The sequence below is a fragment of the Fundidesulfovibrio magnetotacticus genome (assembly GCF_013019105.1).
Lineage (GTDB): Bacteria > Desulfobacterota > Desulfovibrionia > Desulfovibrionales > Desulfovibrionaceae > Fundidesulfovibrio > Fundidesulfovibrio magnetotacticus.
Window position 1 is genome coordinate 116,229 of record NZ_BLTE01000014.1, and the last position, 26,637, is coordinate 142,865.

The following is a 26,637-nucleotide window of genomic DNA, read 5'->3' on the forward strand; positions in this document are numbered from 1 at the left end:
CGTGGCATTGGGACGCACGGGATTGACGGCTTTGTTTCTGGCCCTGGCGCTGGCCGCCGCGACGCAGGCCCGCGCCCAGGCGAACCAGTTTCCCGTGATCACGGGCGAACACTGGGTGAATGCCACTCCCGAGGAACGGCTGGCCTTCATCGCGGGGCTGACCACCATGGTCGAGCTGGAAAAGGAAGTGCAGGGAGACAACCCGCCCCCGGACCAGCGCACCTTGGTGCCTGCCTGGGTGCAGAGCCTTTCGCGCTTCAAGCTCAAGGAGATCGTCGCCGCCCTTGACGAGGTGTTCGCCAAACAGCCGGACATGAAGGCCAAACCCGTGGTGGAAGTGCTCTGGTACGAGGTGGCCTTCCCCAAACCAGCGAAGCAATAGGAGGTCCGCCATGACCAGAACCATCGCATCGGGCGTCCTGGTGATGACGCTTCTCTTCTCCGGGGCCTGCACCAACATGTCCAAGACCCAGCAGGGAACCCTGAGCGGCGCGGCCATCGGCGCGGGCGCGGGCGCGGGCATCGCGGCCATCTCGGGAGGCTATGTGGGCGTGGGCGCGGCCGTGGGCGGCGCGCTGGGCGCGCTGGCCGGAGGCCTTTACGGCAATTCGCAGGAAAGAAAAGGCAGGTAACCCAAATGGTTCAAAGGGCCGTCCCGTGGGGCGGCCCTTAGTGTTCCATCGCCGGGAATCGGGTGTTGCAGGGGCGGTGGGGGGCTGCCTGGTTCCGTGGTGGTTCGTATGACGTACTGGTCCGGATTGTCGGGCGGCGGCCGCTCCGCAGGGCTCACGGCTGTCCGGGAGGATGCCCTTGTCAGCCGCGCTCCTTGCGCCTTGCCGCGAAGAAGCGGGTGAGCGTCGCGCCGCACTCTGCGGCCAGCACGCCGCCCAGCACCGGGAAACGGTGGTTCAGGAAGGGCAGTTCCACGCCCTTCAGGGCGGAGGATACGGCCCCGGCCTTGGGGTCGGCCGCGCCGTAGACCAGCCCCCCGATGCGCGCGTGCACCATGGCCCCCACGCACATCAGGCAGGGCTCCAGGGTCACGGCCAGGATGGCCCCGTTCAGGCGGTAGTTGCCCAGCGCCCGGCCCGCATCGCGCAGGGCCAGGATTTCCGCGTGGGCCGTGGGGTCGTTGGCCTCGATGGGGCCGTTGCAGGCCTCGGCCAGGATGCGCCCCGTGGCGGCCTCGAGCACCACCGCGCCCACCGGGGCCTCGCCCCCGCGGCCCGCCCGCCAGGCCTGCCTGAGCGCCCGGGTCATCACCAGACGCCAGGATTTCCAGCCCGGAGGCGGCTGGGAGAGGAGGGCGGAGGGGGGCGTTGTCGGTTTCATGGAAGCGGCTGCGCCCCGGGCGTCCGCCCCGTCGTCGCGCGGGGGGCAGGCGCGCGGCTCCTTCGGATCGACGGCGGCGGCCCTGTCGGTTGGTCTACGCGTTCCCTTTCAGGTGGCGCACGGCGTTCTCCAGAAGCGCGATGCCGAGGCTCGGCCGTTCGCCCCGGGTCCAACCCGGGTGGTTGGTGGGGTCGTTGAAGGCCTCGGGGTGCGGCATGAGCCCCAGGATGCGCCCGGAGGGGTCCGTGAGTCCGGCGATGGCCATGGGCGAACCGTTGGGGTTGTAGGGGTATTCCATGGTCGGCAGGCCCGAGGCCGGGTCGGCGTATTGCAGGGCGATGAGGTTTTCCGTGACGATGCGCGAGAGCGTGGCGTTGTCCTGGGGGATGATCATGCCCTCGCCGTGGCGCACGGGCAGGTCCAGGTGCTCGATGTCCTTGGTGAACACGCAGGGGCTGGCCCTGTTCACGCGCACCTTGACCCAGCGGTCCTCGAAGCGGCCCGAGTCGTTGTTGGAGAGCGTCACCTGGCGCTCGAAATATTTCTTGTCCAGCGCGGGCAAAAGCCCGAGCTTCACCAGGAGCTGGAAGCCGTTGCAGATGCCCAGCACCAGCCCGCCCCTGTCCAGGAAGGCGCGCAGCAGCTCCAGAAGCGGCGTGCCGTCCTTCGTGGCCGCGAATTTCCAGCGGATGGCCCCGGCCTGGCCCGCGCCGAGGTCGTCGCCGTCCAGAAATCCGCCTGGGAAGATGAGGAAGTTGTAGCCGGGCAGGTCCACCCTGCCGGCGGTGATGTCGGAAAAGTAGACGATGTCGGTCTGGTCGGAACCGGCCAACCGCGCGGCATGCGCGGACTCCGACTCGCAGTTGGTGCCGAAGCCGGTGACCACCAGGGTTTTCACGAGGGCCATGCTGGGAGCTCCAAGGGGTTTCTTGAAAAAATCGGACCGGTCGCTTAGACGTGTCCGGAGGAAGATACTTGCCCCCGCCCAATGCGTCAACTGGGCCGGGGTTTACCACTTTTGCCGGTTCCAAGGAGGCAGGGCCGCATGAAGACAAAGTTTCTATTCGTCACGGGGGGCGTGTTGTCCTCCCTGGGCAAGGGGCTGGCCGCCGCCTCCATAGGCGCGCTCCTTCAGGCCAGGGGCCTGAGGGTGACCATCCAGAAGCTCGATCCCTACATCAACGTCGATCCCGGGACCATGAACCCCTTCCAGCACGGAGAGGTCTACGTCACCGACGACGGCGCGGAGACCGACCTCGACCTGGGGCACTACGAGCGCTACCTGAGCCTCCCCATGTCCCAGAACAACAATTTCACCTCCGGGCGCATCTACAACACCGTCATCCAGAAGGAGCGCCGGGGAGACTACCTGGGCGGCACGGTCCAGGTGATCCCCCACATCACCGACGAGATCAAACGCTCCATCCTCGGCGTGGCCAAGGACGAGGACGTGGCCCTCATCGAGATCGGCGGCACCGTGGGCGACATCGAAGGCCAGCCCTTCCTGGAGGCCATCCGCCAGCTGCGCTCCGACCTGGGCAAGGACAACGTCCTCTACATCCATCTGACGCTCATCCCCTACATCCGCGTGGCGGGCGAGCTGAAGACCAAGCCCACCCAGCACAGCGTCAAGGAGCTGCGCTCCATCGGCATCCAGCCCGACATCATCATCTGCCGCTCCGAGATCGACCTCGACCAGTCGCTCAAGCACAAGATCGCCCAGTTCTGCAACGTGGACCCCGACGCGGTGTTCACCGCCGTGGACGTGAACAACATCTACCAGCTGCCCCTCAAGCTTTACGCCGAGGGCGTGGACCAGAAGATCGCCATCCTCCTGCGCCTGCCCGCCAAGAACGCGGAACTCGCCGCCTGGAAGGACCTCACCCACAAGCTGGCCAACCCCCAGGGCGAGGTCTCCATCGGCATCGTGGGCAAATACGTGGACCTCAAGGAGGCCTACAAGAGCCTCCACGAGGCCCTCATCCACGGCGGCGTGGCCAACGGCGTGCACGTGAACCTGCTCTACGTGAACTCCGAGGAGGTCACTTCGGCCAACGTGGCCCAGCGCCTGGCCGGACTCGACGGCATCCTCGTCCCCGGCGGCTTCGGCTCGCGCGGCGTGGAGGGCAAGATCGCCGCCATCCGCCACGCCCGCGAGAACAAGATCCCCTTCTTCGGCATCTGCCTGGGCATGCAGCTGGCCTGCATCGAGTTCGCCCGCAACGTCCTGGGGCTCACCGAGGCCAACTCCGAGGAATTCAACCGCCTGAGCCCCGATCCCGTGATCTACCTCATGCGCGAATGGTACGACTTCCGCACCAAGAAGATCGAAAAGCGCGACATGGACTCCGAAATGGGCGGCACCATGCGCCTGGGCGCCTACCCCTGCGTGGTTCAGCCCGACACCAAGGCCATGGAGGCCTACGGCAAGGCCCAGATCGACGAGCGCCACCGCCACCGCTACGAGTTCAACAAGGCCTACCACGCCCGCATGGCCGAGAAGGGCATGGTCTTCTCCGGGCTCTCTCCCGACGAATCCCTCGTGGAAATCGTGGAGCTGCCCGGGCACCCCTGGTTCCTGGGCTGCCAGTTCCACCCGGAATTCAAGTCCAGCCCCATGAAGCCCCACCCGCTCTTCCGGGAATTCATCCGGGCCGCCAAGACCCAGCGGGAATCGTAATAAAACCTGCGCCCCGTCGGCCTTCTCCGGCCGACGGGGCCTTCCTCTCCCCCCTCATGCGACCCTTCAAACGCCCCGCGCGCCCCGGCCTCAGCCGCCGCGCCCTGGCCCTGGCCCGCGACGTGCGCCTGCTCGTGCTCGACGTGGACGGCGTGCTCACCGACAACCGCCTCTGGCTGGACGAGCAAGGGCAGTCCCTCAAGTGCTTCTCCATCCCCGACGGCATGGGCCTGAAGCTCCTGGAGCGCGCGGGCATCGAAGTGGCCGCCCTGAGCGGGCTGCCCAACCATCAGGCCGAGGAGCGGCTCCGGCAGCTTGGCGTCACGGCCTTCCACGGCGGCCACCTGCGCAAGCTCCCCGTCCTGGAACGCATCCTCTCCGAGCGCGGCCTCGACTTCCCGCACCTGGCCTACATGGGCGACGACTGGCTCGACGCCGCGCCCATGCGACGGGCCGGGCTGCCCATGGCCCCCGCCGACGCCCAGCCCGAAATCCTGCGCCTGGCCGCCTGGGTCTCCCGCCTGCCCGGAGGGCACGGCGCGGTGCGCGACGCCGTGCGCCTGCTGCTCACCGCCCAGGGAAAACGCGAAGCCCTCTGGCGCGACATCGCCCTGTAGCCGATACGTCGGGCGAAATGCGGCGATGGCCGCCTGTCCGGCCGCGCAGAACCCGGTGAAACCCGCGAAGCCACCCGGGAGTGCGGAGGGCGAAGCCCTTTGCGCGCCGGAAGGTTCTCCCCGGACTGCCCGTTCGTCCGCCCCCGCCGTCCTTGGCGCTTCACGGAAAAAGCCGTCAAGTCTTGCTTCCGGTTCGGTTTTGGTGCATAACCACCGGGCTAGGCGGGCGTCCGGCATTCTTCTTGCTAGCCGCCCGGTCCAATCCACAAGGAGACGACAGCACGATGGCACTTGAGCTCAGGCAGCAACTCAAGCTTTCGCAGCAGCTGGTGATGACGCCCCAGTTGCAGCAGGCCATCAAGCTGTTGCAGCTTTCCCGTCTGGAGCTGGTGGAGACGGTGCAGCAGGAGCTCATGGAGAACCCGCTGCTCGAAGAGACCCAGTTCGACGACGAGCGGCCCGAGCCCACCATCGCCGAGGACTCCCACGCCCCCGACCCCACCCAGGAGGAGGGGGCCATGCAGCGCGAGCTGATGAAGACGGCCGAGTGGGACGACTACCTGGGCGATTTCGCTTCCACCTCGCGCCAGGCCACGGTGCGCGAGCACGAGACGCCCGAGGAGGGCATGTCCTTCGAGGCCAGGCTCACGGCCAAGCCCTCGCTGGAAGGCCACCTGGCGTGGCAGATCAGCCTTTCTCCCCTGGACGCGCGGCAGCAGGCCATCGCGGACGAGATCGTGGGCAACCTCGACTCCGGGGGCTATCTGCGCTCCAGCGCGGAGGAACTCGCCCAGGTGCTTGCGGTCACTCCCGAAGAGGTGGAGGTTGTCATCCAGGTGCTGCAGCGGCTCGATCCCGTGGGCGTGGCCGCGCGTTCGCCCCAGGAGTGCCTGCTGGTGCAGCTGGAGGTGTACGGCTACACGGACCCGGTGCTCCTGGAGATCGTGCGCGACCACCTGGAAGACCTGGAGAAGAAGCGCTACAAGCCCCTGGCGAAAAAGTTCCGCTTGAGCATGGAGGAGGTCAAGGAGTATCTGGAGATCATCCAGACGCTCGACCCCATGCCCGGCTCGCATTTCAGCTCGCCGGACCCGGTGTACGTGAGCCCGGACGCGTTCGTGTACAAATACGGAGACGACTTCGTGATCGTGCTCAACGAGGACGGCCTGCCCAAGCTCCAGCTTTCCCCCTACTACATGGAGGACATGGGCCGTTCCAGCGCCAACAAGGAAAAGGAATATCTCCAGGACAAGATGCGCAGCGCCCAGTGGCTGATGAAGAGCCTCTATCAGCGCCAGCGCACGTTGTTCAAGGTGCTCGAATCCATAGTGAAATTTCAGCGCGAGTTTTTCGAGGACGGCGTGACGCGGCTTCGCCCCCTGATCCTGAAGGACGTGGCCGACGACATCGGCATGCACGAATCCACCGTGAGCCGCATCACCACGAGCAAGTACGTGGCCACCCCGCACGGCATCTACGAGCTCAAGTTCTTCTTCAACTCGGCGCTGGAACTCGACGACGGCTCCTCGGTGGGTTCGGAGTCGGTCAAGGCCGTGATCAAACAGCTCATCTCGGCCGAGGACCCCAAAAAGCCCACCAGCGACGAACAGATCGCGGAGATTCTCAAGCAGCGCCTGCAGGTGAACATCGCGCGGCGCACTGTGGCCAAGTACCGCATGGCCATGGGCATCGAGTCCTCCTCGAAGCGCAAGGACGTTTTGTAGTCAAATCCGCCGCCACGCGGCGTCACCCCCGGAGGTCATCATGAATATCGCTTTCAATTTCAAGAACTTCGAGCCGTCTCCCGGCCTGCAGGAATATGCTGCCAAGCGTTTCGACAAGCTCTCCAAGTACATGAGCAATTCCGACAACGCCGAAGTGGTGGTCACTCTTTCCGTTGAAAAGACCCGCCAGATCGCCGACGTGGTCATCGACGCCGACGCCATGCACATCTCGGCCCACGAGCGCTCCGACGACATGTACTCCACCATCGACATGATCACGGACAAGCTCGACGCCCAGCTGCGCAAGCTGCGCGAGAAGATGAAGGACCGCCGCAAGGCCACCCAGGGCGACGTGACCATGGGCGTGGTGAGCTTCACCACCGAGGGCAAGGTCCACGCCATCGAGGAATCCGACAAGTACAGCCCCAAGCCCATGAGCGTTGAAGAGGCCGCCGAGCAGCTCGACGCCATGCACTACGAATTCCTGGTGTTCCTCGACGCCGAAACCGAGCGCGTCAACGTGCTCTACAAGCGTAAGAACGGCGACTACGGCCTGATCGATCCTGGGGTTTCCCTCTGATGCGCCTGGGGGAATACCTGCGCAAGGACTTCGTCCTGGAGGACCTGGCGGCCGGGGGCAAGCCCGACGTTCTCGCGGAGCTGGTGGCCCCCGTGGCCGCCGCCTTCCCGGACGTGGACCCGGCAAAGGCGCTGCGCGTGCTCATGGACCGGGAGAATCTCGGCACCACGGGCATCGGCGACGGCGTCGCCATTCCCCACGGCAAGATGGATTCGCTCAAGGAGATCGTCATCGTGGCCGGGCGCAGCCGTGCGGGGATCGATTTCGAATCCCTGGACCACAAGCCCTGCCGCATCTTCTTCCTGGTGCTCGCGCCCGAACACGTGGCGGGCATGCACCTGCGCATCCTGGCGCAGATCTCGCGGCTTCTCTCGGACGAGGGCTTCCGGCGCTCCTTCCTGGACGCAGCCGACCACGAGGCTCTCTGGAAGGTGCTTTCCAGCCACGCGTGAACCTGCCGGGCCCCGTGAGGGCCGGCGGCTTCGTCACGCAAACGGACGCGATGTGTGATAGGCCGGTCCCCGCCGCGCGACCACGCGGCGGGGACTTTTCACAAGGAGCGATGCCATGCCGGGAGCGAGCGTCCATCTGCCCGTGGTGGTGATCACGGGCCTGTCGGGGTCCGGGAAATCAACGGCCCTCAACGTTTTCGAGGACATGGGCTATTTCTGCGTGGACGGCCTGCCGCCCGTGCTCATGCCCAAGCTGGCCAGCCTCTTCCAGGGGCAGGCGGCAGTGCGCCACCGGGGCCTGGCCCTGGGACTGGGCGCCACGGACCTGGACGACAGCTGGGAAACCGCCCTGGGCGAGATACGCGCTTCGGGTAGCCACATCCAGATCGTGTTCGTGGAGGCCTCCACCCAGGAGATCATGCGCCGCTACGCCACCACGCGCAGGCCCCATCCCTACGAGTCCGAGGGCTACGGCCTGGGCGAGGCCGTGGACGAGGAGCGCCGACGCATGGCCCCCCTGCACGACGCCGCCGATCTGGTGATGGACACCACCGGCTTCTCCGTGCACGACCTGCGCCGCCAGCTCCAGGAAAAATGGATGTTCCTGGAGGGCCAGGGCACGGCCATGAAGGTGCACGTGATGAGCTTCGGCTTCAAATACGGCATCCCGGCCGAGTCCGACCTGGTGTTCGACCTGCGCTTCCTGCCCAACCCCTATTTCGAGGCCGGGCTCAAGCCCCTCTCCGGGCAGGACAAGGCCATCGTGGACTACGTGCTGGAATCCCCCCAGGGCAAGGCCTTCCTGCCCCGGCTGGTGGATTTCCTGCGGCAGATGCTGCCCCTCTACGCCCAGGAAGGCCGCTACCGGCTCACCGTGGCCGTGGGCTGCACAGGCGGCCGTCACCGCTCCGTGGCCGTGGCCGAGGCGGTTTTTGACAGCCTGCGCGAGGCGGGCTACACCATGACGCTTGAACATCGACACATCGAAAAGGGCTGATCCGACCAAGATGAACGACCAGACCGAAGCGCGCAAATCCGTGGGCGTGATCATCGTCACCCACACCGACTACGGCGACAAACTCCTCAAGGCCGCGGAAATGATCCTGGGTCCCCAGCAGGACGTGCGCTGCGTAAGCGTGAACGTGGGCGTGGACACGGCCGAGACCGTGAAACAGCTCGACGCCGACATCCGCGCCCTGGATTCGGGCGGCGGCGTGATCATCGTCACGGACATGTTCGGCGGCACGCCCACCAACCTCTCGTTGTCCCTCATGGGGCAGCGCCTGGTGGAGGTGGTCACGGGGGTGAACCTGCCCATGCTCATCAAGATTCTTTCCACGCGCACCAAAGCCCTTTCGCAGCTGGCCGCCGACGCCAAGACCGCCGGGGTGCAGGGCATCGTGGTGGCGGGCGAGATCCTGCGCAAGAAGGTGGCGGGGGAGTAGGGCGTGTTCTGGGTGCGCATCGACAACCGCCTGGTGCACGGTCAGGTGATCGAATCCTGGCTGCCCTTCACCGACGCCCGCTACATGGTGGTGGCCAACGACGAACTGGCCCAGGACGAACTGCGCCAGCAGATCATGTCCATCGCCATCCCGCTGGGCATCGACTTCTCCTTCGTGAAGGTGGCCGAGGTCCAAACATATCTGGACTCGCGCAGGCTCATGGAAAGGGACGTGCTGGTGCTCTTCGCCTCCTGCCCGGACGCCCGGCGCGCCTTCGAGGCCGGGCTGGACTTCCGGAAGCTCAACCTGGGCAACCTGCACTACGGCCCGGGAAAGCGCCAGGTCTGCCAGCACATCGCCCTGAGCAAGGAAGACGAAACCTGCCTGGACTTTCTGCGCGGCAAGGGCGTGAACCTGGACTACCGCTGCATCCCCAGCGATCCCGTGGACCTGCCGGGCTGACGCGCCGCGCTTTCCTTTTCCCGCCGATTGGTGCATAGATGGCGAAAGCGCTTCGCCCCGGACAACCCATGGAACTGCCCGCATCCTCCATCACCTTCATCCTGGCCAACGCTTTTTTTTTGCCCTCTTTTCGAGCTTCCGCTTCCTGATCAATCTGCCGCTCCTGGACAGGCCGCTCACCCTGGGCTTCGTCTGGGGCCTTTTCACGGGCGACTGGGCCGCCTGCCTGGGCGTGAGCCTGTTCTTCGAGCTGCTCTGGCTGGACGTCATCCCCGCCGGGACCATCATTCCCCCCAACGCCCTGGCCCCCACTCTGGCCTGCCTCGCGGCGCTCCATCTCTACGGCATCTCGTCTCCGGCCGTTGCGGCAGTGCTCATCGTGGCCTGCCTTCCGCTGGGAAGGCTCTTTTCGCGGCTTGAGAACTACCACCGCGTCTTCTGCAACGAAGGCTTCAACAGCTTCGTGCTCTGGGTGAAGAATCCGGGCCGCCCGGGCGGTCCCGCCGCCATGACCCGGCGCTCCATTCTGGTGATGTTCCCCATCAACATGGCGGCCTTCACCCTGGCCCTGGCGTGGCTTCTGGCCCTGGCGCACCTGGGGCTGCCGCTGCTGGCCCCGGAGCTGTCGGAACTCAAGCTCACGTGGCCGCACCTGTGGGCCGTGGGGAGCATCGGCGCGGTGCTCTCGCTGCGCCACCGCCCGGCCTACGCGGTGGTGCTGGCAGGCGCGTTCCTCGCGGTGTTCAGCCGGATCATCCCATAAGGCTCGCACGGCGCGGGACGAAGGTCTTGGCAAAGGCGGACCTTTGTGATATTTTCCCCAAAGTAACTTCGCACATCACCTCAGGAGGGATCCGATCATGGCAGCGTACGTCGTTGGACACAAAAACCCGGACACCGACTCCGTCGCCTCGGCCATCGCCGTGGCCGACCTGATGAGCAAGCGCGGCATCGAAGCCGTCGCCGCCGCCCAGGGCAAGACCAACCCCGAGACCGATTTCGTTCTTTCGAAGTTCGGCGTGAAGGCTCCCGAGATCGTCACCGACGGCGCGGGCAAGCAGATCATCCTGGTCGACCACTCCGACCTGGCCCAGAGCCTGGAAAACCTCGCCAAGGGCGAGATCCTGGGCGTCGTTGACCACCACAAGCTGGGCGACGTGACCACCCCCAACCCGCTGGAAATGTGGGTCTGGCCCGTGGGCTGCACCTGCACCGTGATCGCCAGCATGTACGACTTCTACGGCATCGAGATCCCCAAGGCCATGGCCGGCATCATGCTGTGCGCCATCCTTTCGGACACCGTGATGTACAAGTCCCCCACCTGCACCCCCGCCGACAAGGCCGCCTGTGAAAAGCTGGCCAAGATCGCCGGCGTCTCCGACATGATGGCCCTGGGCATGGAGATGTTCAAGGTGAAGTCCGCCGTGGACGGCACCCCCATCCGCGAGCTGGTCTTCCGCGACTACAAGGACTTCAACATGTCCGGCACCGCCGTGGGCATCGGCCAGCTCGAAGTGGTGGACCTGTCCATCCTCGACAAGTACAAGGCCGACCTCCAGGCCGACATCGCCAAGGTGAAGAGCGAGAAGGGCCTGCACTCGGTGTTCCTGCTGCTCACCGACATCATGAAGGAAGGCTCCGAGATGCTCATCGTCACCGACGACGCCGCCGTTGTCGAGAAGGCCTTCGGCGTGAAGCCCGCCGGCGCCTCGGTGTGGCTGCCCGGCGTGATGAGCCGCAAGAAGGACGTGGTTCCCAAGTTCGAGAAGGTCTTCGCCGGCTGATTGCCGCCGCAAAGCACGCTTAAGGATTGATCAGGCCCGGGGCGGGAAACCGCTCCGGGCTTTTTTGCGTCCGGGACCAGGCCGATTCCCTAAACACGCGCGGGAGGTCGATGGACACCCCTGGCAGGGCCGTCACCCGGACCACGGAGCTGGTGGCCTCGTCGCTCTCGCCCGGCTCGGGCAGGCGCACGTCGAAGGGGGCCACAAAGACTTCGCAAGGCCTGCCCTCAAGGGGGTAGGCCAGGATGCTGGCCAGACGCACCACAACCTGCTGGTGGCTCCGCGACCGCGCGGGCGTCCAGGCGTGGGCCTCGCCGGGGAGGAAATCCCAACGCTCGTCGTCTTTCCAGGCCAGATAGTCGCCGTAGGTGTGCCGCGCGTCGGCCCGTTGCGCCAAGCCCAGGCTCTGCCTCCGTGGAGGTTCCGCCGTTTCTCTCGAAACGTAACGCCGCCTGGGAACAAGGCGAGCCCGGCCGGGGTCGGCCGGGCTCGCGTCCGTTCGCGCCCTTCGTCAGCCTGCCGTACGTGCGGCGAGGTCGCGGATCAACTCCAGGGCCTCGGGGCCGGGCGCGCGCTCCACGCGCCGGTAGACCCGGCCGTCGGGCGTGCGCGCCAGCAGGCCGTGGTCGAAGAGCTCCCGGCGCAGCAGGGCGTGGTCCCCGAAGAGATGGGCCTGGCGGATCACCTCGTTGACTCCGGGCTCGTCCATGTCGCGCCCGGCGGGCACCCTGGCCCAGAGCGCCCAGAGGCAGGGTTCGCGGTGGCTGTGCTTGCCCGGCCAGCGGATCAGGCGGCCCTGGGCGTCGAAATAGCCCGTCAGGCGTCTGAATCGCCGGGCCTGGGCCGCCGCGTCACGGGCGTTGCGCGCGCCGGGGGGCACCGTTTCGCCCGCCTCGTTCGTGGCGCTGGCCGCGGCCGGGGCGTTCTGGCCATCCGGCCGGACGGGAGCCGCCGGGGCCGCGCCCATGCCCGCGCGCGCCACTTCCGCTTCGCGTGGAGCCGCTTCGACGCCGTATCCGCCGCCGAGCGGGGTTTCAGCCAGGACAGCGCCGTGTTGCTCAGACCCGCCCGGAGAAGCGCCCAGGGCTTCCGGGCCCTGCGCCGGGTCGAGGGAGTCGGGGGCGTCGGGCAAAGCCGATCCGACGCCCTGGGCGGCCCTGGCATCCAGTGGGTCGGCGCGCAGATGCTGGAAATTGCGACGACCGCCCGCGCGGGCGAGCATGTTGAGCAGTTCGAGGTGGCTGGGGATGCGGCCCAGGGAATCCATCTGGGAACGCAGGGACTTGGCCAGGGCGGAAACGTCGCCCACGGCAAAGGGCAAAGGAATGCGTGACATCGCTCATCCTCTCGGACGCGCCTATCCCACGGGGGGATCGCCGGTGGTCGCCGTCTTCCGACTCGGCACGGGGACAAGGTGTCGAGGGAGTGGAGGGAAAGGGCAGGTTTAGCACCCCTCGCGGGGCGGCGACGCCTGGGTGAACTGCCGACCGGGAGCGCTTATACGAAAGCGGGGCCGCCATGGCAAGCCCCTGCCGGGCCGCTGAAGCGCACTGCTGGCAGCGAAGGCCTCAGACGCGAGGGAATTTTCTGGACCGAAGTCTCGGTTCCGGGCAAGGGGTGTCCCCGGTCCGTGGGGGGGAGGGGGAGGCTGCAACGCTCCAACAAAAAAGCGCGCGGACTTTCGTCCGCGCGCCATGGTTCGCGTGTCCGGGGCGTCTAGAGGATGCCTGCCTTCTTGAGCACGTCGGCCAGTTTGGCCTCGTTCTCCTTGCCCATGTTCACCATGGGCAGGCGCAACTCGGGGGTGACTCGCCCCATGAGGCCAAGAGCGGTCTTGGCGGGGATGGGGTTGGTCTCCATGAACATGGCCCGGTTGAGAGGCGCGAGGGCGTAGTGCAGTTCGCGCGCTTTGGCCGTGTCGCCGTCCTTCCAGGCCTTGCACAGGCCGCTCATGAGGGCGGGGGCAACGTTGGAGACCACGGAAATCACGCCGTGGCCGCCGATGGCCAGGGTGGGCAGCACGGTGAAATCGTCCCCGGAGAGGATGATGAAATCCGGCCCGCAGAACTCGATCACCTCGGAGATCTGGCAGAGGTTGCCAGTGGCCTCCTTGATGCCGACCACTTCGGGGGCGCGCTTGCGCAGGGCCGCCACGGTCTGCGGCAGCAGGTTCACCGAGGTGCGCCCGGGCACGTTGTAGACGATGAAGGGCATGGGCACTTCCTTGGCGATGGCCGCGAAGTGCTCGATGAGCCCAGCCTGGGTGGGCTTGTTGTAGTAGGGGGTGATGAGCAGCGCGCCGTCGGCCTTGGCCTCCCTGGCGCAACGTGTCAGCTCGATGGCCTCCCGCGTGTTGTTGGAGCCGGCCCCCGCCAGCACGGGCACGCGGCGTTTCACCTGGTCCACGCAGATGGAGATCACTTTGGCGTGCTCCGCGTGGGACAAGGTGGCCGATTCGCCCGTGGTTCCGCAGGGGACCACGCCGTTGATGCCCTGTTCGATCTGCCATTCGATGAGGGCGCGGTAGGCGTCCTCGTCAACCTGGCCGTTCTTGAACGGGGTGACGAGCGCGGTGAAAGCTCCAGTGAATTGCATTGCCGACCTCCGATGGATTCGAAGCGCCCGGTGGCTACTTCGCTTGCTTGTCGCCCGGGTCCTCCACGCCCTGGAGCAGTTGCTCCATGGCCGGAGCCGGGGGATACGAGTCGTCGAGCACCACGGCCTGGGTGGTGTAGTTCGTGCCCTGTTCCCACTTGAAGCCTTTGTCGGAGGGCATCTCCAGCAGGTCCAAGGTGTAGATGGCCTTGCCTTTGGTGTAGGAGCGCATGTGCAGCACGCGCCCGCCCTCGGCCGGCTTGGCCGAGAAGCCCACGCCCGAGCCCAGCCCCAGGAGGATGTCCAGCCCGGGTTTGGTCTTTTCCAGGAAGTCCGACTCGGCGTGGGAGCCCCAGGGGCTCACGCCGACGACGAGCTTCGCCTGGGAACGGGCCTCCTTGACGGCGCGCTGGATGGCCGAGAGCTGGGCCTCGGAGGGATCCTCGCCGGGCTTCTTGGCTTCGGGGAAATAGATCACCGCGACCTTTCCCCTGGCCGAGTCGATGAAAACGGTTTTGGGCTCCTTGGGGTCGAGCGTCACCCATTTGGAGGGGAGTTTCACGCCGGCATGGGCGAGCTTGCCCGCCTCGGCCGGGCTCACGGCCATGGCGTCGTAGTCCAGGGCCTGGTAGGCCTGGGCCAGCGGCCCCCATGCGCCCGGGGTGGCGTGCTCGGCCCCGTCGTCGGAGACGAATTCATAGGGGCCTCCGATGAAGAGGAGGTTCCCCTTGGCGCCCTGGGCGCGGAACTTCTCGAATGCGCTGGCCCGCCGGGCCAGTCCGCCGATGGTGCGGTTGCCTCAGGTGGGGCAGGGCTTGAGGTAACCCCAGGAGTTGCCTGAGAAGACGATGGTCAGGGGCGGCTCGGCCGAGGCCGGAGCGCCCTGGAACAGGAGCGACAGAAGGGCTGCGAGAGCCAGATAAAAGCGCATACGGTGCCTACTTGTTGAGGAATTCCTTCAGTTCCTTGCCGGGCCTGAAGAAGGGAAGGCGCTTGGGGGCCACGTCGACCACCTCGCCGGATTTGGGGTTGCGCCCCGTGTAACCTTTGTAGCCTTTCACCTTGAAGCTGCCGAAGCCGCGGATTTCCACGCGGTCGCCTGCGACAAGGGCCTGCTTGATGGAGTCGATGAACGAGTTGACCACGGCCGAGGCCTCGTCCACGTGGATCTGGCGGGTTTCGGCCAGGGCGTTGATGAGCTCGCTCTTGTTCATGACAGCCTCCATGAGGGGCGCGCCGCTGGACGGTCGCGCGGTTTCCGATTCCAAAGTCTTGTTTTTGTTGTATTGCGGATAGCTCAGGGGCCGTCAAGTCAGGCGGCGGTAATTTTTTTCAAAATCGGCTTATCCATGAGCAGGGCTTTGTTTTCGGCGCGGTGGCGTCCGATCTTGATGGCCAGGCTCAGGATGTCCTGGGAGGCCCGGCAGCGGGGCGCGTGCTTGATGAGCGGCACCTGGCGGCGCACGGCGTCGGGCACGTTGGGGTCGGTGTGCACGCAGCCCAGGTAGCCGATGTCCAGGTCCAGGAAGCGGCGGCAGGCGGCGTTGAGGCGTTCGAAGGTGGTCTGGGCCTCCTTGGCGCTGGAGGCCTGGTTGACCACCAGTTGGAAGTCGCGCACGCCGTGGCTGGCGTTGAGCACCTTGATGACGGCGTAGCAGTCGGTGAGCGAGGTGGGCTCGGGCGTGGCCACCAGGATGCGCATGCGCGTCATGGAGGCCAGGGAGAGCACGGTCTTGCCGATGCCCGCGCCCAGGTCGAAGAGGAGGTAGTCGTACTCGCCGAGCACGTCGTTGAGCTTGTCGAACACCTGGTCGCGCATGTCCTCGTCGAGTTCCAGGAGTTCGGGCACGCCGCTGGCCGCCGGGAGAAAGTCGAAGCCGCCGGGCTCCACCTCGGCCACCACGTCGCGAGGCGTCACGCCCGGGCGCAGCAGGTCCTGGAGGGTTTTTTCGGGGGAGATGCCCAGGAGCACGTCCACGTTGGCTAGGCCCACGTCGAAGTCCATGACGAGCATCTTGTGGTTGGCCCGGTAGAGGGCGTAGGCCAGATTGAGGGTCAGGTTCGTCTTGCCGACCCCGCCCTTGCCCGAGAGGATGGAAAGGCTCAGCGTGGAGCGCGGATTGACGCTTTCTTGGCTCATGTGTCTGGTCCCGTGAAGAGGAATTTCTTCTCCTGGGCATGCACCAGCGTGGCCCTGGAGGTGTCGAAAAGATCGGGAATGGGGGCTTTCACCAGCCTGTCCTTGCCCTGGCGCTTGGCCTCGTAGAGGGCCTTGTCGGCCAGGTCCACGAACTGCTCCACCGACACGGGCGCGCGTCCCTTGGTGCACACCACCCCCGCCGAACAGGTGACGCCCACGGCCGGGTCCACTCCGTCGCAGGCCACCTTGCGCTGGCGTATCTCCTGGAGGATGCGCTCCAGGGTGGTCTCGGCCTGGGCCAGCCCGGAACCGGGCAGCACCAGGGCGAACTCCTCGCCGCCGATGCGCGCGGCCATGTCGTAGATGCGCTTGTGGCCCAGGAGCGCCCCGGCCAGGGAGAGGAGCACGCGGTCGCCGCAGGGGTGTCCGAAGCGGTCGTTGACGGCCTTGAAGTCGTCCAGGTCGAGGATGGCCAGGGAGACGGGGGTGCCGCCCCGGTAGGCGCGGTCGAGCTCCATCTTCAGGTTGCGCTCGAAGGCGCGGCGGTTGGCCAGGCCGGTGAGCGGGTCCTGCCGGGTCTGGTGGGCCAGTTCCTCGATGGTGCGCTGGATGCGTTCCAGGTGGGGCGTGGCGTCGCCGCAGGCGGGCAGGGCCAGCCACTGGAGGAAGTGCCCCTCGCGGGCGATCTCCTCCCACTGGTCCAGGGTGAGCCCGGCGCACATGCGGGCGATCACCAGGCCCTGCGGGCACTCGCCAGGCGTCTCCCCTGCCCGGCGCACCAGTTCGTCCCTCAGGCGCGAAATCTCGGCCATGAGGTCCGCCTGGGATGCGTCGAGGTTCGGGGGATGGTCTGGCTCAGGCATGGTAGTGCAGCAGGTACTGTCGGATGAAGGTGTCGATGTCGCCGTCGAGCACGGCCTCCACGTCGCCCGCATCGCAGCCGGTGCGGTGGTCCTTGACCAGGCGGTAGGGCTGGAGCGTGTAGGTGCGGATCTGGCTGCCGAAGCCGATGGCGTCCTTGGACTGGTATTCGGCCTGGCGCAGGGCCTGCTGCTTGCCCAGTTCGAGATCGTAAAGGCGGGCCTTGAGCACCTTCATGGCCGACTCGCGGTTGCGGTGCTGGCTCTTCTCGTTCTGGCACTGCACCACGATGCCCGAGGGCATGTGCGTGATGCGGATGGCCGAGCTGGTCTTGTTGACGTGCTGGCCGCCGGGGCCGCTGGCGCGGAACACGTCCACGCGGATGTCCTCGTCCTTGACCTCGATCTGGATGTCCGCGCCCGCGTCCGGGTAGACGTCCACGGAGGCGAAGGAGGTGTGGCGGCGGCCGGAGGAATCGAACGGCGAAATGCGGATCAGGCGGTGGATGCCCTTCTCGGCCTTGAGGAAACCGTAGGCGTAGGGGCCGTTCACCTGGAGCGTGACGGACTTCACCCCGGCCTCGTCGCCGGGCAGGAAGTCCAGTTCGTCCACGGTGAAGTTGTGGCGCTCGCACCAGCGGCGGTAGAGGCGCAGGAGCATCTCGGCCCAGTCCTGGGCTTCGGTGCCTCCCGCTCCGGGGTGGATTTCCAGGATGGCGCCGGAGGCGTCCTCGGGGCCGGAGAGCAGGGTGGCCAGTTCGGCCTCCTGCACCAGGGCGCCCAGGGTGGCGAGCTGTCCGAAGAGTTCCTGGAGCACCTCGGGATTCTGGTCCTCCTGGGCCATGGCGAGCCATTCGTCCAGGTCTTCCCGGGCCTTCTGGAGGGTTTCGCAACGCTCCACCTTGGCGGTGAGGTCGGACTTTTCGCGCAGGAAGGGCGTCATGCGCTCCGGATTCTGCCAGGCGTCGGGCTTGGAAATCTCGGCCTCGATGGCCGCCAGACGCGCGGTCTTTCCGCCCACGTCAAAGACGCCCCCAGAGCGAGTCGTACTGGTCCTGGAGTTCCTTGGCCTGGGTTCTCAGTTCGGGGTATTGCAGCAGTGCCATGTGCTCGTCTGGCCGTCTCGCGGCCGGGTGACCATCGCCCACACCAGCATGACCAGCGCGGCGGCCAGGGCCGCCCCTTCGATCAGCCCGTACAGGCGGTGGTAAAGGGTTGTTGCCGTGATCAAGCCCACGCCGGAGACGGCGGCGGCCGCTTCCTGGAAGAGGGCCGTCTCGCCGGAAACGCGGCCTCGGGGATCGAGCAGGGCTGTGTAGCCGGTGTTGGTGGCGCGCAAGAGGTAGCGCCCCTGCTCGACGGCCCGGAGGGTCGCCAGCTCCAGGTGTTGCCTGGGGGCCGCGGAGCGGCCGAACCATGCGTCGTTGGAGATGTTCACCAGGACGTTGGCCCCGTTGGCCACGCGCTCCTGGGCGAGTTCCGGAAAGATCGATTCGTAGCAGATGAGCATGCCCATGGCAAGGCGGCCGCTGCGCAAAGGGGCCGTGGTTCGCCCGGGGGTGAAGCCGCCCACGCCCTGCAGGAGCGACGAGAGCAGGGGGATGTCCTCCCCGAAGGGGGCGTACTCCCCGAAGGGCACCAGGTGCTCCTTGTCGTAGTGGCTCTCCAGGCCCTTGTCCGTGATCAGGAAGGCCCGGTTGTAGATGCGAAGCTTGCCCCGGGCGCGGTCGAAGCCGGGCGCTCCTGTCACCAGGGGCACGCCGGTCTCCCGGGCGAAGCGAAGCACCCGGTCGCTCTGGGGCGAGGGCTCCTCGGGGAAGAAGGTCAGGGCCGTTTCGGGCCACAGCACCACCTCGGGGCGCGTTCCCAGCACCGAGCGAGTGAGGGTCTCGTATTCGCCCAGGGTGCGCCCCAGGGATTCCTCGTCCCACTTGCGGGCCTGGTCCACGTTGCCCTGGATCATGGCGGCGGCGAACCGGCCCTCCTCGGGCAGAGGGCGTTCCAGAGCCCAGGGGCCGTAGGCCGCCGCAAGCCCCACCACGGCGCAGGCCGCCAGGCGCGGCCGCCAGCCAGGCCCGGCCAGCCAGACGCCGCAGGCCGCGACGAGGCCCGAGAAGGCGTAGGCCCCCATCAGGGCCAGGCCCTGGATGGCCGCTGGCCACGGGGCGAAGGCCCCGGCCAGTTGGAGCCAGGGGAAGCCGGAAAAGAGCCAGCCGCGCGCGGTCTCCAGGCCCGTCCAGGCCAGGCCCGCGAAAAGGCCCAGCGCCAGGGGGCCGAAGCGACCGCCCACCGTGCGCAGGGCCCAGCAGAAGAGGGCCGGGTAGCCGCCGAGCACCGCGCCCATGAGCAGGGGGCAGGGCACGGCCAGCACCCAGGGCAGGTAGCCGTAGTCGTGCACGGGCAGGGCGATCCAGTAGAGGCTGGCCGAGGCCGCCAGGGCGCCGCAGAGCCAGCCGTGGTAGAGGGCCGCGCGGCCCGAGGGGGCGCGCCGGGCCAGGAGCGCCAGGACCAGCGGCCAGGCCAGGATGGCCGGGGGCACGCGCAGCAGGGGGTTGGCGAACCCCAGGAAGGAGGCCAGGGCCCCCAGGAGGATGAGGCCCCAGGGCGCGGGGGGGCGGTGCGAAACGGAGCGGAAAAGGGCGGTCATGGATGCCGGGCCGTGTTGGGAGGGTTGGCGGGCCTGGCGGGCAGGCCCCTCGCGCCCGGCGGGGCCGGGCGGGGACATGGTGGCGCGTCTCGCCGCGTCAGGCGGGGAGTTCGTCGCCCCCGGGCTCTTCGGGGAGCGGTTCGGCCAGCACCCAGCGCACCTGGCGGCGGTCGGCCTCCACCACGGTAAAGCGCCGTCCGGCGGCTTCAAAGGATTCCCCGGGCCTGGGCACGCGTCCGGCCAGGTCGGAGAGGTAGCCGCCCAGGGTTTCCACCTGGTCGGAGTTGAGCTCGATGCCGAAGCGTTCGGCCAGTTCCTCCAGGGGGAAGCGGCCGTGGAAGCGGTAGCTGCCGTTCTCCAGTTCCTGGAATTCGGCGGGGCGTGTGGGGTCGTGTTCGTCCTCGATCTCGCCCACGATCTCTTCGAGCACGTCCTCGAGGGTGACCAGCCCGGAGGTGCCGCCGTATTCGTCCAGCGCCACGGCGATGTGGATGCGCGCGCGCTGGAACTCGGCGAGCATCTCGCGCAGGTTCTTGGTCTCGGGGATGTAGAGGGGCTTGCGCATCACCCGGGCCAGGGGCGGCGGGGGGGCGCTGGCGTCCATGAGGAAGCGCAGCAGATCCTTGGCGTGGACCACGCCCAGGATGTGGTCGCGGTTCTCGCGGTAGACGGGGATGCGCGAATGGCCGTGCTCCACGATGAGCCGCGTGACCTCGGCCACGCCGTCCTCCTCGTCCGCGCAGACCATGTCCGTGCGCGGCACCATGATGTCGGCCACCTGCTTCTCGCCCAGTTTGAGCACCTTGAGCAGCACCAGGGCGTCCTCGGGCTTGATCTCTCCGTCCTGCTGGGCCGACTCGATGAGTTCCGCCAGGGGCAGGTCGTCGCGCCCCTTGAACAGGCGGGTGAACAGACTCCAGAATCGTCCTTCCGGTCCTTCTTCCAACGTGGTCCTCCCTGTTTGCGTCCCGGCCGGTCGGCCGGACGGCGTTTGCTGGCGGTCTCCGGGGCCGCGAGAGCCTCTCGCGGAGGGGGCGCCGCCCTTCTCCAGGATGCGTTCAGCCGGTTTGGCCGCCCAAGGCGGCGGGGTCGGCAACCCGCGGGGGCCTGGCGCACGGTGCGCCACCCGACGGCCCGGCGGGCCGGACTATGCGATGCCTTTGTTACGATACAATTCCAGGTGCAGCTCGTAGGCCCAGTCGTCGATTTCGCGCACGCCGAAATCGCGATTGACGCTGCGCCAGCGCAGCCCCGTAAGGGGCGGGTCGTTGGGCACGCCCACCGTTGCGAAGGCCATGCCCAGGGAGAGTTTGCTCCTGGAGTCGCAGTCGTCGAAGCATTTGAGCACGCGCAGGGTCACGTAGTGGGTGGCGAAACCCGAAAAGTCCGGGGCGGCCACGGTGAGCTGGGCGTAGTAGTGCTGGTTCACGGTGATCTTGTTGTCCACGGTACGCAGCGCGGCCGGGGCGATCTCCACGCGAACGCCGCCGCCGGAGATGTTCACGAGCTTCACCTCGTTCTCCTCGCCGTAGGTCCAGGAGTAGGTGGGTTCGCCCCAGTGGTCTGGGTCGTGAAGGTCGGCGCGGCGGGGCATGTGGTCCTCGGCCCAGAGGCGGAAGGTGCGCACGTATTTGTCCGGGGGCTCCACGCGCAGGTGCATGCGGTTCTGGTTGAGCTCCAGGCGCAGGGGGCGCGAGAGCTTGAGCAGGAGCACCTCGTCGGGCAGTTGCTCGTAGCCGGTGATTTCGGCGATGAAGGAGAACGTGGAGAGGAGCTTGGGGTTGTCGGGCATGCGCAGCCGGAAGGAGAGCTCCAGCGTGCGGCCCACCCAGGCCGGGTTGATAGCGCGGATGGAGGACATCTCCAGGACCAGGCCGTCCTTGCCCGCCTCCAGGAGCGTGCCGTCGGAGGAGCGCGCCGCCCCAAGGTCGCGGTGGAAGCTCACGCGGACCTTGCTGCGCTGGGCCACGGCGGCGTCGAGCAGATCCATGATCTGGCCGTAGCCCGTGATCCAGGTGATGGGCTTCTCCAGCATCACCTCCTTGGGCTGCTTGGAGAAGACGAAGGCCAGCGTGGTGAGCCCGGCGAAGGCCCCGAAAAAGGCCACCACCAGCAGCACGGACTCCAGCGTGACGCGCCCGGCCAGGATGTCCTCGAACATCCTGGAGAAGAAATCCTCCAGCGCGGCATCGAAGCGCGGAATGTCCAGCACGCCCAACCCCTCGTTCATGACCGCTTGAGCTTCTTGAGGTGGATTTCCAGGCAGGCCAGCGAGGCGGGGGTGATCCCCGAAATGCGCGCGGCCTGCCCAAGGGTCAGGGGTCTCGTGCGGCCAAGCTTCTCCACCACCTCGTTGGAGAGCCCCGCGACCTCCCGATACTCCAAGTCCGGCGGGAGCGCCACAGATTCCATGCCTGCCAGGCGTCCCGCCGTCTCCTCCTGGCGTTTGAGGTAGCCCGCGTACTTCACGCGGCACTGGGCCTCCTGGAGCACGTCGGGGGCGAAGTCCGCCAGGGCGGGCCACATCGCGGCCAGGGATTCGATCTCCACGGCGGGCTGGCGCAGGATGTCGGCCAGGGCGACGTTCTTGCCGGGCGCCGCGGCCCCGGCGGCGGCCAGCAGCTCGCGCGTGGCGGCGTCGGGGCGCACGCGCACGGCCTCCAGGCCCTCGATGCAGCGGAGCAGGGCGTCCTGCTTGTTCCGAAAGGTCTGCCAGCGGGCGTCGTCCACCAGGCCCAGGGCGCGCCCTGCGGGGGTGAGGCGCTCGTCGGCGTTGCCCTCGCGCAGGAGCAGGCGGTGTTCGGCCCGGGAGGTGAACATGCGGTATGGCTCGGTGGCGCCCTTGGTGGTCAGGTCGTCCACGAGCACCGCGATGTAGGATTCGTCGCGCCTGGGCAGGAAGGGGGCCTCGCCGCGCAGTGCCTGGGAGACGTTCAGGGCGGCCCAGAGGCCCTGGGCGGCCGCCTCCTCGTAGCCCGAGGTGCCGTTGATCTGCCCGGCCATCCAGAGCCCGGGCAGGGCCTTGGCCTCCAGGGTGGATGAGAGCTGCTCGGGGTTGGCGTAGTCGTATTCGATGGCGTAGCCGGGGCGCACGATCTGGGCCTTTTCCAGGCCTGGGATGCAGGCCAGCATGGCCTTCTGCACGTCCAGGGGCAGGCTGGTGGGGATGCCGTTGGGATAAACCTCGGGGCTCGTCAGGCCCTCGGGCTCCACGAAAATCTGATGCCGCTCCTTCTCGGGGAAGCGGGCCACCTTGTCCTCGATGGAGGGGCAATAGCGCGCCCCCGTGCCCCGGATCACGCCGGTGAACATGGGGGAGCGGTCGAACCCGGCGCGGATGGCCTCGTGGGCGGCCTCGTTGGTGTGGGTGAGCCAGCAGGGAACCTGGGGCAGGGGCACGCTCCGGTTGAGGAAGCTGAAGGGCTCGGGCGGGTCGTCCCCGGGCTGTATCTGCATTTGCGAGAAGTCCACGGAGTCTTTGAGCAGCCGGGGCGTGGTGCCTGTCTTGAGACGTCCCAGGCGGATGCCCAGGGCCGTCAGGCTGGCCGAGAGCCCCTGGGCGGCCGGGTCGCCCAGGCGGCCGCCGGGAAAGTTGTTGAGCCCCACGTGGATGAGCCCCATGAGGAACGTGCCCGTGGTGAGCAGCACCGCCCGCGCGGGGTGCGTCTCGCCCAGGGCCGTGGCCACGCCCGAGGCCCGTCCGTCCGTGGTGAGCACGGCCGTGGCGGTGTCCTGGCGGATCCAGAGGTTCTCGCGGGCGAAGAGGTCGCGCTGCACCACGCGGGGGTAGACGTCGCGGTCGATCTGGGCCCTGGTGGCGCGCACGGCGGGGCCTTTGCGGGTGTTGAGCCTGCGGAACTGGATGCCCGCCTCGTCGGCCCAGAGGGCCATCATGCCGCCCAGGGCGTCGATCTCCTTGACCATGTGGCCCTTGGCCACGCCGCCGATGGCTGGGTTGCAGGAGAGGTGGCCGATGCGGTCCACGTTGATGGTCAGGAGCAGGGTGTCCAGGCCCAGGCGGGAGGCGGCCATGGCGGCCTCGCAGCCCGCGTGGCCCGCGCCCACCACCACCAGGTCGAAGCGGTCCGGGAAGGGACGCTTGGCCATGGACGGACCGGCCGGGGGGAGGGGGCTCTCTGGCATGGCGGCGTGGCGTGGGGCCGGTCGCGCCGGCCCCGTGCGCCTAGTCCTGTTGGTCGAAGAGCGCCCGGGCGATCACCTGGGCGTCCCCGATGTTGTTCTTGATCAGGGAGCGCTCGTTGGGCTGGTGGGCATTGGGGGTCCAGGTGGCCCAGACCACGGCGTCGAGCCCCGCGCGGCGCAGGTAGGCGGCCACGGTGCCGCCGCCCACGCCCATGGGCCGGGGGGTGCCGCCGTAGACCTCCTTCACCGCGCGCAGCACGCGCCGCACCACGGGGGCGTCCTTGGGCGTGGCCGGAGCGGCCTGCTCCTTCTGCACCAGGTCGTACTGGGCGGTGACGCCGTAGGACTGGCAGATCTCGCGGCCCATCTCGTAGACGGCCTCGAGCACGTCGTCGAGGTCGTACTGGGGCAGCACGCGGCAGTCGATGTAGAACACGTCCCGGCCGGGGATTGTGTTCACGTTCTCCACGTTGGCCTCTTTCTTGGTGGGCTGGAACGTGGAGTTGGCGGGCTTGAAGAGTTCGTTCACGGCCGGGAAGCGGTCGTGGAGCTTGGTCAGGCGCAGGATGAAGGCCGCGCTGGCCACCAGGGTGTTCACGCCCTCCTCGGGGGAGGAGGCGTGGCACTGCTTTCCCGAAAGCGTGATCTTGAGCCAGAGCATGCTCTTCTCGGCCACCTCCACCATCTCCGACGACGGGATGCCGAAATCCGGGATGATGTAGAGGTCGTTGCCGCCGAAGAGTTCCGGGTGGTTCTTGAGGAGCCAGTCCAGGCCGTACTTGGAGCCGTTCTCCTCGTCGGCCACGAGGAGCACGCCGTAGTTCACGGGCGGGGTGATCCCCAGTTCCACCAGACCCTTGGCCACCAGCAGGGAGGCAACAACGCCCTGGTGGTTGTCCTCCACGCCCCGGCCCACCATGGCCTCGCCGTCCAGGACCATCTCGAAGGGGTCGCCGGTCCAGAGGGTGGGGTCGCCGGGGGGCACCACGTCCAGGTGGGAAATCACCCAGAGGGTGCGCGAGGCGTCTTTCCCCGGCACCACGGCCTTGATGCTGGGGCGGTGGCCGCAGGGGACGCGCCTGTCCGGGGCGCGGAACTCCTCCACGTCGGTGATGCCGTGCTCCGCAAGCCAGCCGAGCATGAAGTCGGCCTTGGCGCGCTCGCCGTGGCCGCCGTTGTCCGGCCCCACGGCGGGGATGGCCACCATGGCGCGTTGCAGATTCACCACGACGTCTCGCGAGGCGGCGATGGAGCGAAGCAGTTCGGCGGGCATGGAAATCTCCGAAGAATGCGGGATATGGATCGCCGGGCGATCCTATCCCCTCGGACGCGCTGTTGGCAAGGCGGCTGGAAAAAAAGGCGGGAGCCGAAGCCCCCGCCCGAAACCGCGGGTTAGCGGCCGCGCGCGGCGCGCTTGGAGGCCTTGAGGGGGTTCACCTTGACCTTGCCGGTCTTGTCCTTCTCGGCCTTCACGTGGGTGGCGAAGTTGCACACCCCGTGGGACCATTTGCGTTCCGGCTGGGGGTAGCTGGTGCAGTACTTGGCGCCTTCCACTTCCTTGGCGCGCTCGCAGCCCTCGCACTTTTCGACGATGGGCAGGCACTCGACGCCGTTGACCACGTAGCTCATGGAATCATCCTCCGTTGACGCCCGGTTGGGCGATACGATTCGTGTCGCTGGGAACCGCGATCCTTTTCATCATTCGGCGGTTTCTGTCAACCCCCGCGCGCCCATTGTCGCACGCCTTCCAGCGCAAGGTCCAGTTCGCGGCGGTCGATGGTCAGATGGCGGCCGTCCTTGTAGAGCACGCGCCCGGCCGCCATTGTCAGGCGCACGGGCGCTGCGTGGGCGGCGTAGACCAGGTCCGAGACGGGATCGAATCCGGGCTGGAGGGCCGGGTGGTCGCGGCGCAGGGCGATCAGGTCGGCCTGCATGCCGGGGGCCAGCGCGCCTACGTTGTCCAGGCCCAGGGCCGCCGCGCCCTCGCGGGTGGCCATGTCCAGCACGTCTCGGGCGGGCAGGGCGGTGGGGTCGCCCTCGCAGACCTTGGCCAAGAGGGCCGCCGCGCCCATCTCGGAGAACATGTTCAGCGCGTTGTTGCTGGCCGCTCCGTCCGTGCCCAGGCCCATGCGCACTCCGGCGCGGCGCATGGCCGTTACGGGAGCCATGCCCGAGGCCAGCTTCATGTTGCTGCGCGGGCAGTGGGCCACGGCCACGCCGCGCTCCGCCAGGAGCAGGGCCTCGGCCGCCTCGACCTGCACGCAGTGGGCCAGGAGCAGCCCCGGCTCCAGGAGCCCCAGGCCGTCCAGCACGGCCAGGGGCCTTTTGCCGAAGCGCTCCAGGCACAGGGCCGTCTCCTGGGCGTTCTCGGCCGCGTGCAGGGTGAGGATGCCCCCCGATGCGCGGCGCATCGCGGCCAGGCGCTTGAGCGTTTCATGCCCTGTGGCGTAGACTGAGTGGGCCACCAGGCAGGTCGTGAGCAGGGGCTTGTCCCGGCAGGAGTCCTCCAGGGCGGCCACGCGCTCGAAGGCCTGGTCCATGGTGGCGTAGGAGGCGTTGGGGGTGTCGAAGACGCCCTCGCCCAGCACGCAGCGCATCCCGGCCGCATGAACGGCCCGGGCAACGTCCCGGGCGAAGATGTACTGGTCGTTGAAGGTGGTGGTCCCCCCGGCCAGCATCTCGGCGCAGGCCAGGGTGGTTCCGATCTCCACGATCTCCGCCGAGAGCCGGGCTTCGGCGGGCCAGATGCGCCCGGAGAGCCACTCCATGAGCGGCAGGTCGTCCCCCAGGCCCCGGAACACGGTCATGGCCGCGTGGGTGTGGGCGTTCACGAGGCCAGGCAGCACCACGTCGCCGGAGCAGTCCAGAAACTCCCGGGCGGGCGTTGCGGCCAGTTCGTTCCAGGGGCCCACGGCGGCGATGGCGGAACCCTTCACGGCCAGGCCCGCGTCATCGATGACTCGGCGCTCCCCGTCCTGGGGGACGAGGATGCCGGCGCGCAGCAGCAGGTCGGCGGGGAGGGTGTCGTCGTGCCCGATCATGGTGCGATTGTGCCCGCCGGACGTGGGAAGTCAAGTTTGAGCTTGCGCGGACCGGGAGGCTGGGGATACCCCGTCTCGTATGGATCGAATCCGGCTATGGATGCCGCTGGCGGGGCTGGCGGCCATTTTCATTGC

General features: G+C 67.7%; 29 protein-coding genes. 12 read left to right on the forward strand and 17 right to left on the reverse strand.

Going from position 1 to position 26,637, the window contains the following annotated elements:
- Nucleotide 1 precedes the first annotated feature (1 nt).
- Entirely contained in the window at nt 2–382 is a 381-nt protein-coding gene (locus tag NNJEOMEG_RS14990) for a hypothetical protein (RefSeq protein WP_173085872.1), read from the forward strand.
- Between the two features lie 10 nt (nt 383–392).
- Nucleotides 393–632 (forward strand): YMGG-like glycine zipper-containing protein, encoded by a 240-nt coding sequence (locus NNJEOMEG_RS14995; RefSeq protein WP_173085874.1) that lies wholly within the window; start codon nt 393–395, stop codon nt 630–632.
- A gap of 181 nt (nt 633–813) precedes the next feature.
- Here NNJEOMEG_RS14995 and tadA read toward each other — a convergent pair whose 3' ends face one another.
- Both tadA and NNJEOMEG_RS15005 read right to left on the reverse strand, forming a co-directional pair.
- Nucleotides 814–1,332, reverse strand: a complete 519-nt coding sequence (gene tadA, locus NNJEOMEG_RS15000; protein WP_235956989.1) for a tRNA adenosine(34) deaminase TadA — start codon at nt 1,330–1,332, stop codon at nt 814–816.
- Nucleotides 1,333–1,426: 94 nt separating this feature from the next.
- Complete coding sequence (locus NNJEOMEG_RS15005; RefSeq protein WP_173085876.1) at nt 1,427–2,239, reverse strand: phosphoribosylformylglycinamidine synthase subunit PurQ; 813 nt, start codon at nt 2,237–2,239, stop codon at nt 1,427–1,429.
- Nucleotides 2,240–2,377: 138 nt separating this feature from the next.
- On the opposite strand from NNJEOMEG_RS15005, the gene pyrG reads away from it, so the two are divergent.
- The 10 genes from pyrG to NNJEOMEG_RS15055 all read left to right on the forward strand — a co-directional run bounded on the left by pyrG (nt 2,378) and on the right by NNJEOMEG_RS15055 (nt 11,076).
- Nucleotides 2,378–4,012, forward strand: coding sequence for a CTP synthase (gene pyrG, locus NNJEOMEG_RS15010; protein ID WP_173085878.1), 1,635 nt, complete (start codon nt 2,378–2,380; stop codon nt 4,010–4,012).
- Nucleotides 4,013–4,068: 56 nt separating this feature from the next.
- Nucleotides 4,069–4,629 carry a KdsC family phosphatase gene (locus tag NNJEOMEG_RS15015; protein WP_173085880.1) on the forward strand — a complete coding sequence of 187 codons (561 nt, stop codon included), beginning with the start codon at nt 4,069–4,071 and terminating at the stop codon, nt 4,627–4,629.
- A 284-nt stretch (nt 4,630–4,913) separates the two neighbouring features.
- Nucleotides 4,914–6,353, forward strand: a complete 1,440-nt coding sequence (gene rpoN, locus NNJEOMEG_RS15020; protein WP_173085882.1) for an RNA polymerase factor sigma-54 — start codon at nt 4,914–4,916, stop codon at nt 6,351–6,353.
- Between the two features lie 40 nt (nt 6,354–6,393).
- Nucleotides 6,394–6,933 (forward strand): ribosome hibernation-promoting factor, HPF/YfiA family, encoded by a 540-nt coding sequence (gene hpf / locus NNJEOMEG_RS15025; protein ID WP_173085884.1) that lies wholly within the window; start codon nt 6,394–6,396, stop codon nt 6,931–6,933.
- Nucleotides 6,933–7,385, forward strand: a complete 453-nt coding sequence (locus NNJEOMEG_RS15030) for a PTS sugar transporter subunit IIA (RefSeq protein ID WP_173085886.1) — start codon at nt 6,933–6,935, stop codon at nt 7,383–7,385. Before hpf ends, NNJEOMEG_RS15030 begins: the two co-directional genes overlap by 1 nt.
- Before the next feature lie 115 nt (nt 7,386–7,500).
- Nucleotides 7,501–8,382, forward strand: coding sequence for an RNase adapter RapZ (gene rapZ / locus NNJEOMEG_RS15035; RefSeq protein ID WP_173085888.1), 882 nt, complete (start codon nt 7,501–7,503; stop codon nt 8,380–8,382).
- Nucleotides 8,383–8,392: 10 nt separating this feature from the next.
- On the forward strand, nt 8,393–8,830 hold the full coding sequence (locus NNJEOMEG_RS15040; protein WP_173085890.1) for a PTS sugar transporter subunit IIA: 438 nt from the start codon (nt 8,393–8,395) through the stop codon (nt 8,828–8,830).
- Nucleotides 8,831–8,833: 3 nt separating this feature from the next.
- Complete coding sequence (locus NNJEOMEG_RS15045) at nt 8,834–9,292, forward strand: PTS sugar transporter subunit IIB (RefSeq protein WP_173085892.1); 459 nt, start codon at nt 8,834–8,836, stop codon at nt 9,290–9,292.
- A gap of 82 nt (nt 9,293–9,374) precedes the next feature.
- Nucleotides 9,375–10,055 (forward strand): PTS sugar transporter subunit IIC, encoded by a 681-nt coding sequence (locus NNJEOMEG_RS15050; protein WP_268885696.1) that lies wholly within the window; start codon nt 9,375–9,377, stop codon nt 10,053–10,055.
- 97 nt (nt 10,056–10,152) lie between these two features.
- Entirely contained in the window at nt 10,153–11,076 is a 924-nt protein-coding gene (locus tag NNJEOMEG_RS15055; RefSeq protein WP_173085894.1) for a manganese-dependent inorganic pyrophosphatase, read from the forward strand.
- 19 nt (nt 11,077–11,095) lie between these two features.
- Here the strand turns inward: NNJEOMEG_RS15055 and NNJEOMEG_RS15060 are convergent, their stop codons facing one another.
- From NNJEOMEG_RS15060 to NNJEOMEG_RS15130, 15 genes are all read right to left on the reverse strand, one after another.
- Nucleotides 11,096–11,473, reverse strand: coding sequence for a PDDEXK family nuclease (locus NNJEOMEG_RS15060; protein ID WP_173085896.1), 378 nt, complete (start codon nt 11,471–11,473; stop codon nt 11,096–11,098).
- 114 nt (nt 11,474–11,587) lie between these two features.
- Nucleotides 11,588–12,412 carry a DUF2087 domain-containing protein gene (locus NNJEOMEG_RS20750; RefSeq protein WP_235956990.1) on the reverse strand — a complete coding sequence of 275 codons (825 nt, stop codon included), beginning with the start codon at nt 12,410–12,412 and terminating at the stop codon, nt 11,588–11,590.
- A gap of 380 nt (nt 12,413–12,792) precedes the next feature.
- Nucleotides 12,793–13,671, reverse strand: a complete 879-nt coding sequence (dapA, locus tag NNJEOMEG_RS15070; RefSeq protein WP_173085898.1) for a 4-hydroxy-tetrahydrodipicolinate synthase — start codon at nt 13,669–13,671, stop codon at nt 12,793–12,795.
- A gap of 34 nt (nt 13,672–13,705) precedes the next feature.
- Entirely contained in the window at nt 13,706–14,602 is an 897-nt protein-coding gene (locus tag NNJEOMEG_RS21180) for a UshA-like (seleno)protein family 2 (protein WP_443093414.1), read from the reverse strand.
- A gap of 7 nt (nt 14,603–14,609) precedes the next feature.
- The gene (locus tag NNJEOMEG_RS15080) at nt 14,610–14,885 is read right to left on the reverse strand and encodes an HU family DNA-binding protein (protein WP_235956991.1); all 276 of its coding nucleotides are present in this window, start codon (nt 14,883–14,885) and stop codon (nt 14,610–14,612) included.
- A 98-nt stretch (nt 14,886–14,983) separates the two neighbouring features.
- Nucleotides 14,984–15,811, reverse strand: a complete 828-nt coding sequence (locus tag NNJEOMEG_RS15085; protein ID WP_173085904.1) for a MinD/ParA family protein — start codon at nt 15,809–15,811, stop codon at nt 14,984–14,986.
- Nucleotides 15,808–16,623 carry a GGDEF domain-containing protein gene (locus NNJEOMEG_RS15090; protein WP_235956992.1) on the reverse strand — a complete coding sequence of 272 codons (816 nt, stop codon included), beginning with the start codon at nt 16,621–16,623 and terminating at the stop codon, nt 15,808–15,810. The genes NNJEOMEG_RS15085 and NNJEOMEG_RS15090 overlap by 4 nt, the downstream gene beginning before the upstream one ends.
- Nucleotides 16,624–16,666: 43 nt before the next feature.
- Nucleotides 16,667–17,771, reverse strand: a protein-coding gene (prfB, locus tag NNJEOMEG_RS15095; protein WP_173085967.1) for a peptide chain release factor 2 whose coding sequence is annotated in 2 segments (ribosomal slippage) — nt 16,667–17,695 and nt 17,697–17,771 — 1,104 coding nt in all. Because the reading frame shifts where the segments join, the coding sequence is not laid out codon by codon here.
- Nucleotides 17,750–19,396 carry an apolipoprotein N-acyltransferase gene (lnt, locus tag NNJEOMEG_RS15100; protein ID WP_235956993.1) on the reverse strand — a complete coding sequence of 549 codons (1,647 nt, stop codon included), beginning with the start codon at nt 19,394–19,396 and terminating at the stop codon, nt 17,750–17,752. The genes prfB and lnt overlap by 22 nt, the downstream gene beginning before the upstream one ends.
- A gap of 19 nt (nt 19,397–19,415) precedes the next feature.
- Entirely contained in the window at nt 19,416–20,264 is an 849-nt protein-coding gene (locus NNJEOMEG_RS15105; RefSeq protein ID WP_173085907.1) for a hemolysin family protein, read from the reverse strand.
- Between the two features lie 201 nt (nt 20,265–20,465).
- A complete protein-coding gene (locus NNJEOMEG_RS15110; RefSeq protein WP_173085909.1) occupies nt 20,466–21,548 on the reverse strand; it encodes a PilZ domain-containing protein in 1,083 nt (360 codons plus the stop codon).
- Nucleotides 21,545–23,425 carry a tRNA uridine-5-carboxymethylaminomethyl(34) synthesis enzyme MnmG gene (gene mnmG / locus NNJEOMEG_RS15115; protein WP_173085911.1) on the reverse strand — a complete coding sequence of 627 codons (1,881 nt, stop codon included), beginning with the start codon at nt 23,423–23,425 and terminating at the stop codon, nt 21,545–21,547. Before mnmG ends, NNJEOMEG_RS15110 begins: the two co-directional genes overlap by 4 nt.
- Nucleotides 23,426–23,501: 76 nt before the next feature.
- Nucleotides 23,502–24,734: a M20 family metallo-hydrolase gene (locus NNJEOMEG_RS15120; protein WP_173085913.1), complete on the reverse strand. Its 1,233-nt coding sequence runs from the start codon at nt 24,732–24,734 to the stop codon at nt 23,502–23,504.
- Nucleotides 24,735–24,853: 119 nt separating this feature from the next.
- Entirely contained in the window at nt 24,854–25,090 is a 237-nt protein-coding gene (locus NNJEOMEG_RS15125; RefSeq protein ID WP_173085915.1) for a PxxKW family cysteine-rich protein, read from the reverse strand.
- Nucleotides 25,091–25,176: 86 nt separating this feature from the next.
- Nucleotides 25,177–26,502 (reverse strand): amidohydrolase, encoded by a 1,326-nt coding sequence (locus NNJEOMEG_RS15130; RefSeq protein ID WP_173085917.1) that lies wholly within the window; start codon nt 26,500–26,502, stop codon nt 25,177–25,179.
- Nucleotides 26,503–26,637 lie beyond the last annotated feature (135 nt).